Origin of the sequence: Flavobacterium sp. CFS9 (assembly GCF_041154745.1) — a bacterium.
Classification (GTDB): Bacteria; Bacteroidota; Bacteroidia; order Flavobacteriales; family Flavobacteriaceae; genus Flavobacterium.
In genome coordinates this window covers 528,082-546,244 of sequence record NZ_AP031573.1, presented here as the reverse complement: position 1 = coordinate 546,244, position 18,163 = coordinate 528,082, and the positions used below count along the sequence as shown (strand labels likewise).

Sequence of the window (18,163 nt, the reverse complement as noted above, 5' to 3'; positions counted from 1 at the left end):
CTGTATACTGTTTACTAAAACGTGTAATAATTACACACTTGAAAATGATATAAAACCGCTAATTATCTAGGAATCAGTAAAAGAATAATTATGGCATAACGCTTGCAAAATGGCATTAGTATAAATTCCCTCCATTAATCAAAATGTAGCATCGGAGGGAAGAATTAAATAAGAGCCATTAGAAAGCAATCAAAAGTAATGTCATATGAAAAGTGAAACCTTAACATCAGAACAGTTTTATACTTCAAATCCAGATCTTAATAACCAACAAGCCTTAAACAGTTCCATTTTTCGTATTAGTAATGCCAATGTAACTTCAAATAAAATAAGCGAGCGAACCAAAAGTAAGACGGGTTTGTTTGTACTGATAAGTACATTCATGCTATTGTTTATTGGTGCTTTTACTACTTATCAGCTGCAATCTGACTTTGATCAGTTTCAGATGGAGCGAATAAATTCAAGCTGGGGATTCCCTTTCCTGATACTGGCAGGTGTATTGTTTGTGTTTCAGGCCGGAGTTTTCTTGTACAATTTATACTTGTACTTTACCTATAAACCAATTGAATCTGTTTCGGATGAGCTGTTGCCAACTTGTACCGTGATTGTTCCTGCGTACAATGAAGGGAAATTGGTTTGGGATACTTTGATGAGCCTTGCTGACAGTGATTTTCCGGAACAAAAGATGCAAATATTAGCGGTTGATGACGGAAGTAAAGACGATACCTGGTACTGGATGCAGCAGGCAAAAATAAAATTGGGAGATCGTTTGACGATTTTTCAGCAACCTGAAAACAGAGGTAAACGTCACGCATTGCACCGTGGATTTGAATTGGGAACGGGAGAGATTTTTGTTACGGTTGATAGTGATTCGATCGTAAAAAAAGATACTTTAAGGAACTTGGTGAGTCCGTTTGTAGTAGATGAAAAATGTGGAGCAGTAGCCGGAAATGTTCATGTACTGAACAATAAAAAAGCAATTTTGCCAAAAATGCTGAATGTGAGTTTTGTAATGAGTTTTGAATTCATGCGTTCTGCCGAAAGTCAGTTAGGGTCTGTGCTTTGTACTCCGGGAGCAGCGGCTGCTTACAGAAAAACTTCGGTTTTTTCTTGTCTGGACGAATGGATCAATCAAACTTTTATGGGGCAGCCATCCGATATTGGTGAAGATCGTGCGATGACGAATATGATTTTGAAACAAGGACAGCACGTGTTGTTTCAGAGAAATGCATATGTACTTACGAATGTACCGGAAGAATATACGGGATTGTATAAGATGTTTATCAGATGGAGCAGAAGTAACGTACGTGAGAACATCGCAATGGCAAAATACGTTTTTACAGATTTTAGAAGTGAATCTAAATTTGGAGCACGTCTTTTATTTGTGAGTCAATCGATGAAAATGATTATGGCGTATCCGTTTATGTTTTTTATGTTCTTTTTCATTGCGGTACATCCGATATTGTTTTTAAGTTCTACACTTTTAGCGATTTTAATCGTATCGAGTTTTCCGGTATTATTTTACACCAAAAGATATAATTTTGCCGATTCACTTTGGGCTTATTCGTACAGTGTTTTTTATACCTTCAGTTTGTTTTGGATTACACCGTATGCTATCGTTACAGCCAATAAAAAAGGTTGGTTGACCCGTGGATTGGCTTAGAAAAAAATATTGTAATTAAAAAAATAGAAATTGCTTTGTTTTTTTAGGACTCCTTCTCATTTGAGTGGGAGTTTTTTATTTTTAGAATGTTAGGAATTGGGATATAAAAAGGAAAGAGTATGAAGTCGTATGATTCTTGTGCTGTTTTTTAACCGCCAGGTGCGCAAAGGTTTACGCGAAGATCACTGGAGAGTTGTAATAAAATGGACTTATCTGTATTATGGAGAATGGGAGAAGCAATTCTGATTATTATACTTTGTTTCAATAAAAAACCTCTAAAGTTTTTAAGTTTAGAGGTTTCGAATATTTTAAAAGCGAGAACGATTATGGCTGTTCTGCAATTGTTGCTTTATTAAGCTTTATAACTCTGATTTTTTTATTGGTGTTATCAGATAGATACAAACGATCGTTTAATTGGGCTACACCAACGATACTTCCAAATGGATTTTGTCCCATGATATCAAGAGCATTTACTCTTGGAGTGTAGATGCGATCCTTGAATTCTCCTTTTGGATACAAACGTAAGTAGTTATTGCTCCCTATATTTTCGGATGTAATAGCCCAGTCTTTAGAAAAACTTATGGCAATAGGTTCCGCAGCAGCAAAAACTGCTGTTACCGGTTTTATAGGCTCAGTCAAAGAGGCAGCAGCATTCGTTTTAATAGCCTCAATGTTGTAATACAAGTAACTTTTGGCATCTCTTCCGGCTACTACCAGATTGCCTGCATCTATATCCATCGAATACACCTCATCCCAGCCGTTTAAAGTATTTAGCTTGGCAATTGGCTTTAAATTCCAATCACTGCTATCGGTAATTTGGGTAGTTTGAAAAACTTTGATTGAGGTTTCTTTTTCTTTTACGAAGATTAAACCATCTTTAACCACAACACCAAAAACGTGTACAAAAGTATTCCACCACTGACCGTTTCCAACCGTATTGATTCCTGCATTGGTTACTTCATCCAGTACAAATAGTCTGGAATCGACACTCCCGATGTAAAGACGGCCGCTATCTACACAAACCGAAGTAAGTTTGGTAAACGGAATCGTAGTCGCTCCTTTAGTATAAGCCGAGATCGTTTTGATATAAGCCATCGAAACAGCATCAAAAACTTCCAGTACGTCACCATTACAAACGTATAGTTTATTGTTGGCAATTGTAATTCCTTTAGGATCTAAAGTTCCTGTTCCTGCTCCAATTTGAGCCGCTGTGATGGAAGCTTCTTCAGTTGGAAAGTAATAATCGTATTTGGTTGGTTCACTTCCGTTTGAAGAATCATCGCTACAAGCTGTAAAAAGACAGAGCAGGACTAATAAGAAAGGTATTTTGTTCATGATAGTTTTGTAGGTTATTTCCATTTTCCTTCTCCTTTATATTTTACTAAAAATGGGTTTTTAGGATCAATTTTAAAAACAGGCTTTTTATAAGATTGACTTAGATAGCTTGTTTTTGTATATCCTTTTAATATATCAGGATCTGTAAAAGGAAGGTCATTTAAATAAATCAAATACTTATAAAAAGCACTAAACATTCCCTGTTGACCACCACCTTCGCCACTGTTGCATAAATTACTGCTGTGGCTGTAACCTGAATGGTGAGAGTATTCGTGTGTCCAAACGTCCATGTCACCAGCCCAGTGTCCGGTAACAAAACCGGATTCCCATTGTGAGGCTAATGTGCCCCCACCCAGAGCAGCATCACCATTAACCATGGCTATGCTCAAAGTTCTGTTGTCAATATAAGTATTATAAGCCTGTTCAATTTGAGTTTTGGTCAAATAATCATAAACGCCATCTGTGTCTGTTGCATTCCCGTGCCAGTTTAAAGCACCGTTTATTGCCGTTCCCGCTGCATCTGCCTGCTCTTTTTTGAATCGATCAAAGTTCATGAACGTATCATAATACAAAGGATGACTTATAGCGTAAGAATAATTAATCATCATCGTGATTGCTTCTTTAGCCAAAACTGGATTCATTGGCGAGAATTTGTTAGGTTCATTTTTGTGAAATGCATCATTAAACTGAACAAATCTGGTTGATTTGATTTTTTTGAACATAGCAAATAAAGGATCAGTTGATTCTACCGAAAATTCAATTGCTCCTGACGAGAAGCCATCAATTTTATCAATAGTAACTGCCTTACCATTTTCAAGCTGATAGTCATGAGTTCCGTTTACTAAAGGAATTTGATGTGCGGAACGGTGAAAAGCAGGGACGGTTGTAAATTCAAAAAGTAAAAATCGCTTGTCGTAGTTAGGTAATTTTGCATACACTTTTACATCTTTAAGCCCCACTGGAGAATAAAGAGAAACTTGTACAGAATCTTTTCCTTTTTGAATTACTTGCATCAGCTGATTCATACGGAACCAACGGTCTTTGTTGTCATACATTTTTGAAGGATCTTCATTGTCTTCAAACATGGTCATTGGCCTATTTTCTTTAGGTAAAGTTGTCGCATCAATGGCGGGCAAATAATTTGCTTTGTAGCTGTCACCTTTTGAATCATCATCGCTGCATCCGAATAATATGCTTGCGAAAAAGACAAAAGGTAAAAAATAAGAAATGGGTTTTCTCATAGGATTAGTAGGTTAAATTTGGGTTTATATAAAAAAATGTTGTTGTTTACATAAATTTTTAAGTATTGTTTTTGGGGCAATTTCGGACAAAGTTAAAAAACTTATTCACATTTAGTTTCGGGAGTGTAACAATTGGTACTGTTTAGGGAATAATTGATTATTTTTTAAGTTAGATTTTGAGAAGTACAATCGTTACTGTTTTACAAGAATATGGTTGTTTGATCTTTTACTAAGTGACTTATGTGTTGAAAGTCGTTCCTTTTTTGATCTCGTATGAAATAGAATTTTTCGGAAAGAAAATTTTATTGGTATAACTATTTTTTTATGTGTCATAAAAATAATTTTAAATAAAAGAATGTTCATTCATTTATTATGCTATATTTGTTCTAAAATAATCAGTATGAGAGCAAGAGATGTCGACAAGGAAAAATTAGTAATCGAAATGGCAATTGACCAGATTGTCCAGGAAGGATTTCAGGGTTTTAGTATGAACAAGCTGGCGAAGGCCTGTTCTATTTCTGTTGGCACGCTCTACATCTATTACAAAGACAAAGATGATTTGATTCAAAAAATAGGTGCCATTATCGCGCTGAAGTTTTTTACCAGCACCGTGAAGAACTTTTCGCCTGAAATGTCATTTGAGGAAGGTTTATGGAAACAGTGGGAAAACCGCGCCAACTTTACCATGAAGTATCCCAAGGAAGTTGCATTTTTTGAAATTGTCAAACATTCCCCTCATTCAGAGATCATTCTGGATTCTATTCAGGAGTTTGCAGATTTTAGAAGGATTATGAAAACGTTTATAGACAACGGCTTGCGCAATAACGAGCTGATTCCTATGACATTTGAGGCTTTTTGGAGTGTTGCCTACGGGCCTTTGTACACTTTATTGAACTTACATACTGAAGGAAAGAGCATGGGGGGAAAGCCCTTTACTCTTACTAAGGAAATTATGAAAGAAGCCTTTCAGGTCACTGTAAAAGGACTAAAACCATGAAAAATTATGGAAACAAATTTAAGTACAATACATATTTTTAAAACTAACATTGGTGACAAAGACCCCAATTGTCCCATCCGTCAAAAACTTGACACTCATTCAGATATTCAGCAATGGAGCATTGACTGCGAAGATGTTGATTGCGTCCTCAGAGTTGTTTCAGAAACATTGCATCCTGAAACTATTATCAATATGGTCACATCATTTGGCCACGAATGCCAAGAGTTAGACTAAACTAATACATTTTATAAAGAATGAAAAAAAACACTACAGAAAGCCCGGCTTTCTCGACACATCAAAAAATCATTATTGCGATCTTAGCGCTTTTGCAGTTCACTGTGATACTCGATTTTATGGTTATTTCTCCCCTGGGAGATATTTTAATGAAAACCCTGAATATGACACCGGCAAATTTTGGTTTTACCGTTTCTGCCTACGCCTTTAGTGCGGGAGCTTCAGGATTACTCGCTGCAGGTTTTGCAGATAAGTTTGACCGAAAGAAACTTTTGATTTTCTTTTACATCGGATTTATTATTGGTACTGTTTTCTGTGCACTTTCAACCAGTTATATGATGCTTTTATTGGCAAGAATTGTAACCGGACTTTTTGGAGGAGTTATAGGATCTATTTCTTTGGCCATTGTAACCGATTTGTTTGTGATTCACCAACGCGGACGTGTGATGGGATTTATTCAAATGGCATTTGCTTCCAGTCAGATTTTAGGAATTCCGGTAGGCTTGTATTTTGCCAATCACTGGGGATGGCATTCGGCTTTTATTATGATTGCGGTTTTGGCCGTATTGATTCTTGTTGCAATCATGACTCAAATGGAACCAATCACCAAACATTTAGAAGTACAGTCAGACAAAAGTCCTTTTCTGCATCTTTGGCATACCCTAAGTAACAAACACTATCAGGTTGGTTTTATGTCTATTGCTTTTCTTTCGGTTGGAGGTTTTATGTTACAGCCGTTTGGAAGTGCCTTTTTAGTCAACAATATTCATATCAGCCAGCTTGAATTGCCAATGGTCTTTTTCTTTACCGGACTTTCGGTACTTTTCATCATGCCTTTGGTGGGTAAATTGAGTGATAAAGTGAGCAAATTTAAACTGTTTGCCGCCGGATCTGTACTTTCGGTTATTATGGTTATCATTTACACCAATCTTGGTCCGGTGCCATTATGGGAGATCGTAGTGCTTACTATGATTATGTTTATGGGTATCATGAGCCGAATGATTCCTGCCACAACTTTAAATACTGCTATTCCGGGGCTTGAGGATCGAGGTGCTTATATGTCGATTTCGTCTTCTTTGCAGCAAATTGCAGGTGGAATTGCCGCGGTTTGTGCCGGATTTATTGTGCATCAGAAAACAAAAACATCACCTCTCGAAAATTATGATATTTTAGGATATGTAATTGCGGTAATTACACTTTCGACTATATTTTTGATTTGGAGAGTCAATAAATTAGTGAAATCAAAAGATACAGATGTTCCAGTTCCTGCTCCGGTTCCGGAAATGGCAGAAGTTTAATTTTTAGATTTCAAATCATAAGAAAGCTTGTCTGTTAAGGACAAGCTTTTTTTGTGTATAAGCATTTTAGATGGAATTATAATTGAAAAGTAGTTTCCGCTTGATCAATAAAAATTCTGAATCTTAATTCAACGCTGATTTAACGGATTCGCTATCGCGAAGACACTGATGAAAACGGATTTTAAAATTAAAAATCTTTCAAATGCGGAAAGAATCCGTTTTCATCCCCGTTTTTACGAAGTAAACCCGTTTTATCCGCGTCGAATAAAAGGAAGTATTTAGAACCATACTACCTGCCTTTTGTTGTACTACTAAATTGGAAGTTGATGATCAAGGTTTAATTTTTCTCTTCCAATACAGATACACTGAAAAAGTGTTTATAAAAGCCAGTGCCCATAAAATTGGACTGGTGAAAAAGCTCTCGTAACTTCTTCCTTCGGGAATTTCAACAAAAGGAACGGTGATCAAAACGTCCAAAAACAAAGCTGTTCCCGACATTAATATTCCAAGTGAAAAACCGTTGATGTTGTGTTTTTTCTGATAATAGAATTTGGCAGCCGCAATCGCATAAAAAATAATAAGCACCATAACGATTAAGGCTTGTATCCAAAAGTGATTTTTTAGAAGAGCAATATTTCCTAAAAGATAAAAGGAACTACTGACGCACAACCAAACGATACAACCGGAAAGTATTCCTCTGAGATATTTCATAAATCTAGTTTTAGGAGTTCCAGATTTCGGTCTTGGCAGTTTCTTTCGCGTAGGCGGAAAAATCCTTTGCTTTTCGGCCTAAAATGGTTTCTATATCTGAGGTGATACTGGAATTGCGACCGTCTAAAACCTGTTCAAAAAGATAGTTGATGAGCCAGATATGATCTTCCGGAACCTGATATTCCTGCAAAAGCTGATTGTATTCTTCTAACGACAGTCCCTGAAAGGTGATATTTCGGCCACTGGCTTCGGCAATTTCATTTACAGCTTGTTGGAACGTCAATAACCTCGGACCGGTTAATTCATAAGTTTGTCCGTTGTGTTTGTCTTCTAAAAGAGCGGCAGTAACCACATCGGCAATATCATCGGCATCGGTAAAGGGTTCCAGTGCTTCAGCCCTTGGTAAGGCGACAACCCCAGCTAATATCGGATCTAAAAAGAAACTTTCGCTAAAGTTCTGATTGAACCAGCTGGCACGAATAATGGCCCAGTTTTTAGCAGTCGATTTTACGATTTCCTCACAAAGCTGTGCTTCTTTTTCACCTCTTCCCGAAAGTAAAACCATTTTCTGTACCCCAAGTTTTGTGGCAAGACCAGTAAAATTCTGAATCGTTTCCACCGCTGAAGGAATGGCCAGGTCGGGTTGAAAAGTAATATAAACCGTATCGATTCCCTGAAGAACAGCAGGCCAGGTTTCAGAGTCTTCCCAGTCAAAAGGTATTTTTTCGTTTCTGGATCCCAAACGAGTTTCAACGTTATCCATTTTTGCCAGTCTTTCGGCTACTCTGCGTCCTGTTTTTCCATTAGAACCCAGAACTAAAATTTTGGTATTTTTCATATCAGTATTTTTTTAAATGATTGCTGATACAAAGGTGTTCAGATTAAAACGGATTCATTTGTCGCAAAAGAATTATGATTTGTTTGAAAAGAATTGCTGCCGAACTTCATTTGGACGCATACCGAATTTTTTATGAAAGGCATTCGAAAACGAACTCAGACTGTCATAACCCACTTCCCAGGCCGATTCCTGAACTGTTTTTTCGTTGTCACGCAGCAATTCGTAAGCCTTGTGCAGTCTTTCTTCCTGAACGTATTTGAAAACAGGAATACCAAAAAGCTCTTTAAAATTCTTTTTTAGTTTGTTACTGTTCAAACCTACCATTTGCGACAATTGTGTGATTGATGGTGGTTTTGAATAGCTGTTGGTTACAATTTCTTTTGCTTTGAAAAGCTTGTTTTTATCAATTTCCGAAAGATCAATTTTGGTACCTGTCGCGAGCAATGCATAGAAGTGAGCCAAAAGTTCGTTGACCTGACTTCTTAAAAACAATAATCTCGTATTGCCGGTGTAGGTGGTATTGAAAATCTTTTGAACCGCTACCTGCATTTCCAAAGTCATATAAAAAGAAGGGCCTTGTACAAAATGTTCCTGCGGATTTAATAATTCGGGAAGGTAATTTTCGAAAATCTCTTTCTCGGCCTGAGGCAGGGAATGTAAATGTTTTGGTTTGGTGAAGATGCTAATGGATTGCAGCGGTTTGTCAGGTTCTATTTTATGAGAGAACTCGACCTTTTGATTGCCAAAAAAACAAATAGCGAGCCCGGTTGTATTGGTCAGATACTTAGTCTGATTGTTGTGTTTGATTTCCAGTTCGACATTTCCGGAGCCATAAAAGGCAAAGCCAACAGCATCTCCGTCAATTTCACATTGCTGTATGAAAGTCTTAGAGGTATTCGATTGTTCGATTAAAACAATAAAATCATTTAATTCTATAATATCTGTTGTCATTGGTTTTTAATAGGTTTGACTCGAAATGGTCTGAAAAGTTACCAATTATTTTTGATATGTGCCATTCCTACGGAATTCAAATGCTGTGTTGTCGATTTGTTTTCAACGGATTAAAATCCGTTGTTACAATATTTGCCGTTCCTCCGGAACTTTTTGGATTTTTGATGTTGTATTTTTTTCAACGGATCGAAACTCATTGTTGTGATATGTATTGCTCTTTTGAGTTTTCGAAAAGAGCCTTCGGCTCGATCCATTTTGTAGGGATGGATTTTAATCCGTCCAAAAATAGATCCATAACGCAACATTTGAATTCCGTAGGAATGGTATATATCAAAAGCATCATTATTTTTGAAAAATCAAAAAACCTCCCCAAAAATAATCTGAGAAGGCTTCTTTTTAAATTGACGATTTTATAATCTGTCAATTTTTGAACAAAATAAAGGTATGATTGAATTAGTAAGTTAAAACTGCCAGCGCACAAAAGCTTCCATTGCGGCATAACGCGACAAACCTAGCTGATTGTACAAGAGAGCCGTTTCGCTGTTACGGTCTTCGGCTCTTTGCCAAAATTCTCTGGCATCGCTTCCCTGAAAAACAACACCGTCTTTTTGCGACTGATGTTTGAAAATTCCATGGCGTTTTGCCAATACCTGATCGGGACTCATGGGTACGGCCATTTCTACCTCATCGATTCCCCATTCCTGCCACGCTCCACGGTAGAGCCACACCCAGCAATCGTTCATAAAAGTTTTGGGTTTTAATGTTTTTACAGCTTCAAAGATTGCGTCCAGACAAACCTTATGAGTTCCGTGCGGATCGGCTAAATCTCCTGCTGCATAGATTTGATGCGGTTTGATTTTTTCAATTAAATCTATGGTGAGTTGAATATCTTCACTACCCAAAGGCTTTTTTTCAATCGTTCCGGTTTCGTAAAAAGGTAGTTCCATAAAATGAATCTGTTCTTCCGGTAAACCTACAAATTGGCTGGTGGCACGCGCTTCTCCTTTTCGGATCAATCCTTTTAAATAGCGAACTTCCGGAATATCAATTTCACTGGCTTTTTTGTTTTTTAAAAAGTGTTCCGCTTTTTTGCAGATGTTTTCGGCTTCGGTACTTTGTATTTTAAATTTGTCATTGTAATCACAAACAAATTTGGCAAACCTCAAGGCTTCATCATCCGCAACAGCAATATTTCCGGAGGTTTGATAGGCCACATGTACCTCGTGTCCCTGTTCCTGCAAACGCATAAAAGTTCCGCCCATGCTGATAATATCATCATCCGGATGTGGACTAAAAAGCAATACTTTTTTTCGGATTGGTTCTGCTCTTTCCGGGCGGTGAGTGTCGTCAGCATTCGGTTTACCGCCGGGCCAACCTGTGATTGTATTTTGAAGTTTATTGAAAATCCTGATGTTGATATCATAAGCCGGACCTGAATCGGCCAGTAAATCGCTCATTCCGTTTTCAATATAGTCGGCATCGGTAAGCATTAAAATTGGTTTCTTTAAATCGAGAGCCAGCCCTAAAACCGCTTTTCGAATCAGTTTATCGGTCCAGATGATTTTTTCAACCAGCCAGGGTCTGTTGATACGCGTTAGTTTTGACGAAGCTTCTTTGTCCAGTACAAAAACGACATGGTTGTGTTCCTGTAAAAAAGAAGCAGGAATTTGATTGGTTACTTCTCCTTCAACCGATTTTTTAATGATGTTGGATTTTCCTTCTCCCCAGGCCATTAAAATAACCTGTTTGGCCTCCATTATTTTTTTAACTCCAAGTGTAATGGCAGTTCGGGGGGTATTACTCAATCCGGAAAAGTCTCCGCTGGCTGCTACTCTGGTAATGTGATCCAAAGCCACCAGACGCGTTTTTGAGTTTTGTAGTGATCCCGATTCGTTAAATCCAATATGACCGTTTCCTCCGATTCCAAGAATCTGCAGATCGATTCCGCCCAAAGCTTCAATTTTAGCTTCATATTCGTAGCAATAATCAGCGATTTCTTCTTTGGATAGTGTTCCGTCGGGAATGTGGCAGTTTTCGGGTAAGATGTCTATCTGATCCAACAGCAATTCTTTCATAAACCGAACATAACTGTTCACAGAATCCGGTTCCATTGGATAGTATTCGTCGAGATTGAAAGTAATTACGTTTTTGAAACTTAAACTTTCTTCTTTGTGCAAACGAACCAGTTCGGCATACAGTCCTTTTGGTGAAGAGCCGGTTGCCAGGCCTAATACACAAGATTCGTTGTTTTTTTGTTTGGATTGAATAAGTGCTGCAATTTGTTGAGCGACTGCTTTAGAAGCTTCGGTTGAATTTTCGAAAACAACCGTATCGATGTTTTCAAATCGTTTTTCAAAACCCGTCGCTTTATCAATATTACTTTTTATCATTTTAGTTTAGTTTTGACCTTTTAAGGGATTATCCAAAGGGAAAGTATTAGTCTTCGTTTGAAGGTTTTCCTATTGTTGCCAATATTCCGCCGTCAACATACACAATATGACCGTTTACAAAATCACTTGCTTTTGAACTTAAAAAGATGGCGGCTCCCTGTAAATCATCCGGATTTCCCCAACGGCCTGCAGGAGTTCTGCCTATAATAAATTCATTAAAAGGGTTTCCGTTTACTCTGATGGGCGCCGTTTGACTTGTGGCGAAATAACCTGGCCCAATCCCGTTGGTCTGAATGTTAAATTTAGCCCATTCGGTAGCCATATTTTTGGTTAGCATTTTTAGTCCGCCTTTTGCAGAAGCGTAAGCGCTCACGGAGTCTCTTCCCAGTTCGCTCATCATTGAACACATGTTGATGATTTTTCCTCCTCCGCGTGCGATCATGCCTTTTACTATATTTTTTGAAACAATAAAAGGACCGGTCAAATCTACTTTTACTACCGCTTCAAAATCGGCAACTTCCATTTCTATAATTGGGGTTCTTTTGATGATTCCGGCATTGTTGATTAAAATATCGATTGGTCCTGCTTCGGCCTCTATTTTGCTGATAGCGGCAATTACAGCAGCTTCATCTGTGACATCAAACAGATACCCGAAAGCCTCAATTCCTTCTGATTTGTATTCAGCAATTGCATCATCAACTGCTTGTTGTGAGGAATGATCGTTTACTACAATTTTTGCTCCTGCATGTCCCAGTCCTTTGGCCATTGCCATTCCTAAACCATGAACTCCTCCGGTAATGAGGGCTGTTTTTCCCGTTAAATCAAATAAGTTAATTGACATTTTTTGTTTGTTTTTGGTGATTAGTAATTTTAATTTATTATCGTCTTGTTCGTTTATTTAAACACATAGAGACATAGATTTTTTGAAACTAAAAGAATGCTAAAAAGAAATCCATTTCTTTCTCATAGTTCTTTGCGGTTTATTTGGAGTGTAACGTTTTTTATACGTCAAGTAAACTTATTTTTATGTGTTAAAGAATCTGCCTAAAGTTGTTTTAATATTTTTTTACACTGATCGTTAAAGGGTTTTTAAGCTCTTCATTAAAGTGCTCCAGGTAATTGAACCATTGTTTGGCCGAGGTAATTTTTCCCGCTTTATCCCAGACCGCACCGGTGTAGTACACTAAAGCTTCATTGCTTCTGACGGTGGTTTGGGTAAGTAATTGTTCTTTGGTGACCCACATGGCATTTGCAGGTGTTGTTAAGATTGAGGCCACTCCGGTGGTACCTTCTTTATCAAAAATTGGTTCCCAATAGCCCATAATACCTTGTTGTTCGTTTAAAGAAAGCACTCCGGCTTTTTCTCGTTTGATGATTCCAACTACAACCGCTAAAGGATTTTTATCCTCGAATGTATACGTATTTTCAATTCGGTTGAGTTGTGAACCGGCATCAATAGAAATGATTTTCGTTGCTTTAACGGGGATTCCACCGGCATTCCAGGAGTCATAAGTTAGTTGAAAAGTAGTGCGGAGGGGTCCGTTGTCTAAAATTTTCCATTGGTGATAATTGCCTGAATATCGAATAGTATCTTTTACGTATGGAGCCATGTTTCCTGCGCCTAGGGTGTGCCCAACATGATAATAATCCAGTCCGTCGCCATGATCGATATGATAATCGTTGCGTTTGTAGCGATCGTTCAGGACGAGTTTATCGGTTCGTTTTACCCAAACGTCATAACCATAAGCATCACCTTCTGTTTTTTCGAGCGCCTTTCCGTAAGCACGAAAGGCAATTTTATCATTTTCCCAGGCAAAATCGTCCAGACGTTCCGGGACATAACGCGCATAGGTTTTGACAGCAAAAGGTTCCGGTTTTCCCTTTTGTATTGTGAGATGTAGAGATGATTTAGCTTTTAGATCAACCTGTACCAACAGATTTTGAATGGCGCGATTGCCATGATGTTCCAGTTGATAAGGAATTTGTTTTTTGGTGCTGTTGTTCAGTACTATAAAATTGGCCGTATCTATTTGCGAATAGGAGGAAAGCAAAGATTTCCAATTGATGGATATCACAGTTTCTTTACGGTCTAAGGCTGATGTATTGTGAAGCGTAACTGTTGCTTTGGTTTGTGCGATGGCGGTAAAGGGTGCAATGAAAGCCAGTAAAAGAAAGAATTGAATTGTTTTCATAAAGGGCATTTTAATTTTTAAACGTTGTATGGCGGGCTGCTTTTTTCTAATAAATGTGTTCCGTTAAGACATAGTTTTGGCCGTCCCGTTCTAAAATGAAGGTTTCATCTGAACGAGATTTTGATTTCTAAAATTGAAATTCGGAAATGGCTTAAAGGATTTCTAATGCAATAACATTAGGGTTTTTAAGGGATAGTTTTTTCTTTTTGCATTTATAGTAGTTTGTGTCGTTTGAATTATTCTTTGGTATCGTCGATTTTGGCTAAGTACTCACTTGGCATACAGCCATAATGCTGTTTAAAGGCTGTTGAAAAATAAGAAGGAGAGTTAAAGCCGCACATATACGTGATTTGCGCAATCGTATAGCGTTTGCTCTGCATCAATTCGACTGCTTTTTTAAATCGGATTCGTTTGATAAAATCCATAGCCGATTCTCCGGTAATGGCTTTTAATTTTAAATACAGATTCGATCGGCTCATGCCAATTTCTCTGCTAAACTGATCCACTGAAAATTCAGAATTTGCCAGATGATCTTCCACGATACGAATAGCCTGTTTTAGAAATTCCTCATCAAGAGTATTAAAAGCAATATTTTCCGGAACCATTTCTTTTCCAACCGCATAATATTCTTTCAGTCTTTTACGGGAGCGCAACAGATTGGTGATTTTTGCGGCGAGCAAAGGTGTCGAAAAGGGTTTGGTAATATAATCATCGGCACCCATTTCGAGTCCTTTTATCTGCTGGCTGGTTTCGGTTCGTGCCGTTAGCAGCATCAGCGGAATGTGGGAAGTATTGATGTTTTGTTTGACGCGTTTGCAAAAGTGTAAACCATCCAGTTCGGGCATCATGACATCACTTATGATCAGGTCATAAGGCTGGATCTCCAAAAGTTCCAGTGCCATTTGTCCGTTATGAGCTACGGTAACCTCGTATATTTTACTGAAATAATCCTGCAGATAATCTAAAATTTCTTTGTTGTCGTCAACGATAAGAAGTTTAACCGGTTGATTTTTTTCAATGATTTCATTTTCTTCCGGCAGTAAGGCATCTTCATTTTCAAGGTCGTTGTCTGACAGGATTGCGAGGTCATAAGCAGATTCTTCCACATGCTGATCGTTTTTATAAACACTATCTGAAATTGGAATGGTGACCGTAAAACTGCTTCCTTCCTGCATTTTACTTTCGGCGGTAATTTCGCCGTGATGCAATTCGACCAGACGTTTGGTAAAGGCCAGACCAACACCGGAACCCAAATTCATTTCGCGATTGTTTACCTGATAAAAACGGTCGAAAACCTTCGATAAATCTTCAGCACTAATTCCGACCCCCGTGTCAGCGACTTTTATTTGTACTGTATCCTTTTTCTGTAATAGTGTCACAGCAATACTTTGCCCGGTTTTAGTATATTTAAAAGCGTTGGATAAAAGATTGAAGAGGATTTTTTCCATCGCATCTTTATCAAAATTGAACGACAATTGTGGTTCTTCGGAATGATAAGTATAATGAATGCTGTTTTTCTCTGAGAGCGGTTTGAAAGACTCAAAAATTTCTTGTGTAAAGCTTACAATATCCCCTTTGCCTACCTTTAATTGTCGGGTACCCATTTCGGTTTTTCGAAACTCAAAAAGCTGATCGACCAAATTGTACAGTCTTTTGGCATTGATAAACATGAGTTCATGTTTCTTTTTGGAGATCTTATCAGCAAAAGGCATTTTTAAAAGTTCTTCAAGAGGTGCTAAGATCAGGGTTAAAGGAGTTCTTAGTTCATGAGAAACATTGGTAAAGAAATCCATCTTAACCTGATTGATGTAGTTGGCGCGTTCTTTATCGATGCGTTCCAGTTTTAATTGCTGAACGGCTTTTATTCTTTCTTTTATAATTTTAAAACCAATATAAGCTGCGGTACCAATGATGGCTAGTAATAACAATGAAAACCAGATGGTTTTATACCAGGGCGGAAGTATAACAATTTTTAAGTTTCGAACAGCACTCATTTCTCCGTTCGGTCCAATGGCTTTGATCTGGAAGTTGTAGTTTCCTGCAGATAAGTTGCTGTAACTTACTTTAAGCTCATCTGTTCGCTGCCAGTCTTTGTCGATTCCTTCCAGTTTGTAGTAGTAATACGTTCGATTGGAAGAAATGTAATTAAACGTATTAAAAAAGAGGCTGAACTGTTTGTATTCAGGTCCAATTTCCAATTCGTCGGTTTGGTCAATATGTCCTTCGAGTATGTCGGTATCATCACCGGCGGCAACAGTTTTATTCAGTACTTCTAAAGCGGTAAAACTTAATTTTAAAGGGAGTAGCTGCTGCTTTACAATAGTCGGATAGAAATAAGAAAGTCCTTTGATTCCGCCAAAAAGCAGCATACCGTCTTTGGCTTTGCAAAAGGCATAATCGTTAAATTGTTTGTTCTGCAAACCATCACTTTCGTCAAAAGTCTGTACAGAACCTTTGTCGGGATTAAATTTGATTAAGCCGCTGTTGGTTGAAATCCATAAATTTCCTTCGTCGTCCGGAAGGATGCCGTAAATGTTTTCTTTAACGAAATCTTTTCGGGCTTTACTATTTTTGAAAGATTCCTGAGTTTCATCATACAATCGCAATCCTTCTCGGGTACCCATCCAGATTCGGTGTTTTGGATCTTCGGTTATGCAATTGATGATATCATCGCTTAATTTGCCGTGACCAATAGCGGCAAACAGATTAGTGTCCGGGTAAAAAAGCGTGACGCCATTGGTCGTTCCAATCCAGATTCGGTGTTTGCTGTCTTCAAAAAGAAAAGTAATATCATCTGATGCCAGCCGCTTTCCGGCTTTGTCCAAATGAAGGTGTGTAAACGATTTTGTTTCGGGATGAAACTGGTCCAATCCTGATCGCGTGCCCACCCAGATACGGCCTTTTGAATCTTTTAACAGGCTGTAAACCAAATCGCCTGCAATGGAATTGGGATTGTTTTCGTTGTGGCGAAAACGCTGTACAAAACCGGTATTAGGGTTAAGTAGATTCAATCCGCCGTTGTGGGTACCAATTAATACATTCCCAGTATCATCAAATTCAATGGCTTTGATATTGTTCGAACTTAAGCTGTTTGGGTTGTTTTCGCTATTTGAAAAATAGCTGATGGTATTGGCATTTTTTTTCCAGTAATTCACACCTTTGTCATTGCTTCCAATCCAGAAATTGCCTTTTGAATCTTGTTTGATTGCACCAATTACCTCATCATTCAAAGAAGGTTTTCCTGAGTTTTGACTTAACAGATTGAATTTAATATCGTTTTTATGATAATAATTTACACCTCCGTAATACGTTCCCAGCCAGATTCCGTTTTGTTTGTCTCTAAAGAAACAGCGAACTGAGTTTTGACTGATGGTATAAGGCTGTGCGATCTGATGGTAATAATTACTGAAAGAGTTGGTTTTAGCATTAAAAATGGTGAGTCCTTTAAAAGTACCGAGCCAGATGTTTCCTTCCGTATCTTTTCCAATACATCTGATGTTGTTGTCTGCAATACTCTTGGCTCCGGCGGTGTGGAGCAGAGAAGAGGTCTGACCATTTTCGGCATTGTAGCAAATTAGTCCTTCACCTTCGGTTGCGATCCATAGTTTTTTGCCGTCAACATAAACTGCATTGATATACGGCTTTTTTAGGCCTAAATTAATTTTTATAAGCTGATGTGTGTTAGGATTTAATTTAAACAGACCAACATCTGTTCCCAGAATGATTTGTTTTTGCCAAACGCCGATATAGGCAATTTTTTTGATTTCGTGTGAAGAGGCGTTAAATCGGAGGACTGAAAAATTCTGTCCTTCAGGATTCAGAACAAAGACTTCTCCGGTAATCGAGGTGGCCCAAATTCTATGCGCAGGATCTTCTGTGATCGACGAGATGTACCATTCGCCAATTGTTCGCGGAAGCTTGTAATTGGTAAAGCTGTCGGTACTGTAATTGTAAACACTAATCCCCTGATTACCGCCCACCCATAATCGTCCTTTATGATCGGTAAACAAGCTTCGGATGTAGTACGATTGCAAACTGTTTTTAACATTCCTTACGGGACGATACACTTTAAAACCTTTACTGTCATAACGATTCAGTCCGTCCTGAGTTCCTATCCAGACAAAACCCAGTGTATCCTGCTCAATGGCAAAAACAGAACTTTGAGACAGGCCTTTATCAACCGAAATGGTGCGGAAATAGCGGTCCTGTATCTGAGCCTCGTTTTTAGCAGTAAAAAGCATGAGATAGAAAAGCGCAAGGATAGCAATCGTTTTCTTCATGAAAGTTTCAATTATAATTATTTTTGTCTGTGTTTC

The 18,163-nt window shown here is 38.1% G+C and carries 13 protein-coding genes; 4 read left to right on the top strand and 9 right to left on the bottom strand.

Features of this window, described 5'->3' with window-relative positions; translation table 11 throughout:
- Positions 1-205 precede the first annotated feature (205 nt).
- Complete coding sequence (locus tag ACAM30_RS02165) at positions 206-1,660, top strand: glycosyltransferase family 2 protein (RefSeq protein ID WP_369617026.1); 1,455 nt, start codon at positions 206-208, stop codon at positions 1,658-1,660.
- A gap of 324 nt (positions 1,661-1,984) precedes the next feature.
- Here the strand turns inward: ACAM30_RS02165 and ACAM30_RS02160 are convergent, their stop codons facing one another.
- Together ACAM30_RS02160 and ACAM30_RS02155 are read right to left on the bottom strand one after the other, a co-directional pair.
- Positions 1,985-3,019, bottom strand: coding sequence for a hypothetical protein (locus ACAM30_RS02160; protein ID WP_369617025.1), 1,035 nt, complete (start codon positions 3,017-3,019; stop codon positions 1,985-1,987).
- Positions 3,010-4,236 carry a hypothetical protein gene (locus ACAM30_RS02155; protein ID WP_369617024.1) on the bottom strand — a complete coding sequence of 409 codons (1,227 nt, stop codon included), beginning with the start codon at positions 4,234-4,236 and terminating at the stop codon, positions 3,010-3,012. Before ACAM30_RS02155 ends, ACAM30_RS02160 begins: the two co-directional genes overlap by 10 nt.
- A gap of 400 nt (positions 4,237-4,636) precedes the next feature.
- On the opposite strand from ACAM30_RS02155, the gene ACAM30_RS02150 reads away from it, so the two are divergent.
- Genes ACAM30_RS02150 through ACAM30_RS02140 form a run of 3 tightly spaced genes read left to right on the top strand, consistent with a single transcriptional unit; the run spans position 4,637 to position 6,765 of the window.
- Positions 4,637-5,233 (top strand): TetR/AcrR family transcriptional regulator, encoded by a 597-nt coding sequence (locus tag ACAM30_RS02150; RefSeq protein WP_369617023.1) that lies wholly within the window; start codon positions 4,637-4,639, stop codon positions 5,231-5,233.
- Positions 5,234-5,239: 6 nt separating this feature from the next.
- The gene (locus ACAM30_RS02145; protein WP_369617022.1) at positions 5,240-5,467 is read left to right on the top strand and encodes a hypothetical protein; all 228 of its coding nucleotides are present in this window, start codon (positions 5,240-5,242) and stop codon (positions 5,465-5,467) included.
- Between the two features lie 20 nt (positions 5,468-5,487).
- The gene (locus ACAM30_RS02140; RefSeq protein ID WP_369617021.1) at positions 5,488-6,765 is read left to right on the top strand and encodes an MFS transporter; all 1,278 of its coding nucleotides are present in this window, start codon (positions 5,488-5,490) and stop codon (positions 6,763-6,765) included.
- Between the two features lie 330 nt (positions 6,766-7,095).
- Here the strand turns inward: ACAM30_RS02140 and ACAM30_RS02135 are convergent, their stop codons facing one another.
- From ACAM30_RS02135 to ACAM30_RS02105, 7 genes are all read right to left on the bottom strand, one after another.
- The gene (locus tag ACAM30_RS02135; protein ID WP_369617020.1) at positions 7,096-7,476 is read right to left on the bottom strand and encodes a DUF5367 family protein; all 381 of its coding nucleotides are present in this window, start codon (positions 7,474-7,476) and stop codon (positions 7,096-7,098) included.
- Between the two features lie 10 nt (positions 7,477-7,486).
- The gene (locus ACAM30_RS02130) at positions 7,487-8,314 is read right to left on the bottom strand and encodes an SDR family oxidoreductase (protein ID WP_369617019.1); all 828 of its coding nucleotides are present in this window, start codon (positions 8,312-8,314) and stop codon (positions 7,487-7,489) included.
- Between the two features lie 72 nt (positions 8,315-8,386).
- Positions 8,387-9,265 carry a helix-turn-helix domain-containing protein gene (locus ACAM30_RS02125; RefSeq protein ID WP_369617018.1) on the bottom strand — a complete coding sequence of 293 codons (879 nt, stop codon included), beginning with the start codon at positions 9,263-9,265 and terminating at the stop codon, positions 8,387-8,389.
- A 461-nt stretch (positions 9,266-9,726) separates the two neighbouring features.
- Entirely contained in the window at positions 9,727-11,655 is a 1,929-nt protein-coding gene (gene nagB, locus ACAM30_RS02120) for a glucosamine-6-phosphate deaminase (protein WP_369617017.1), read from the bottom strand.
- A 46-nt stretch (positions 11,656-11,701) separates the two neighbouring features.
- Positions 11,702-12,496 carry a gluconate 5-dehydrogenase gene (locus ACAM30_RS02115; RefSeq protein ID WP_369617016.1) on the bottom strand — a complete coding sequence of 265 codons (795 nt, stop codon included), beginning with the start codon at positions 12,494-12,496 and terminating at the stop codon, positions 11,702-11,704.
- Between the two features lie 214 nt (positions 12,497-12,710).
- Positions 12,711-13,847, bottom strand: a complete 1,137-nt coding sequence (locus tag ACAM30_RS02110; protein ID WP_369617015.1) for a DUF4861 family protein — start codon at positions 13,845-13,847, stop codon at positions 12,711-12,713.
- A gap of 236 nt (positions 13,848-14,083) precedes the next feature.
- Entirely contained in the window at positions 14,084-18,127 is a 4,044-nt protein-coding gene (locus ACAM30_RS02105) for a two-component regulator propeller domain-containing protein (protein WP_369617014.1), read from the bottom strand.
- Positions 18,128-18,163 lie beyond the last annotated feature (36 nt).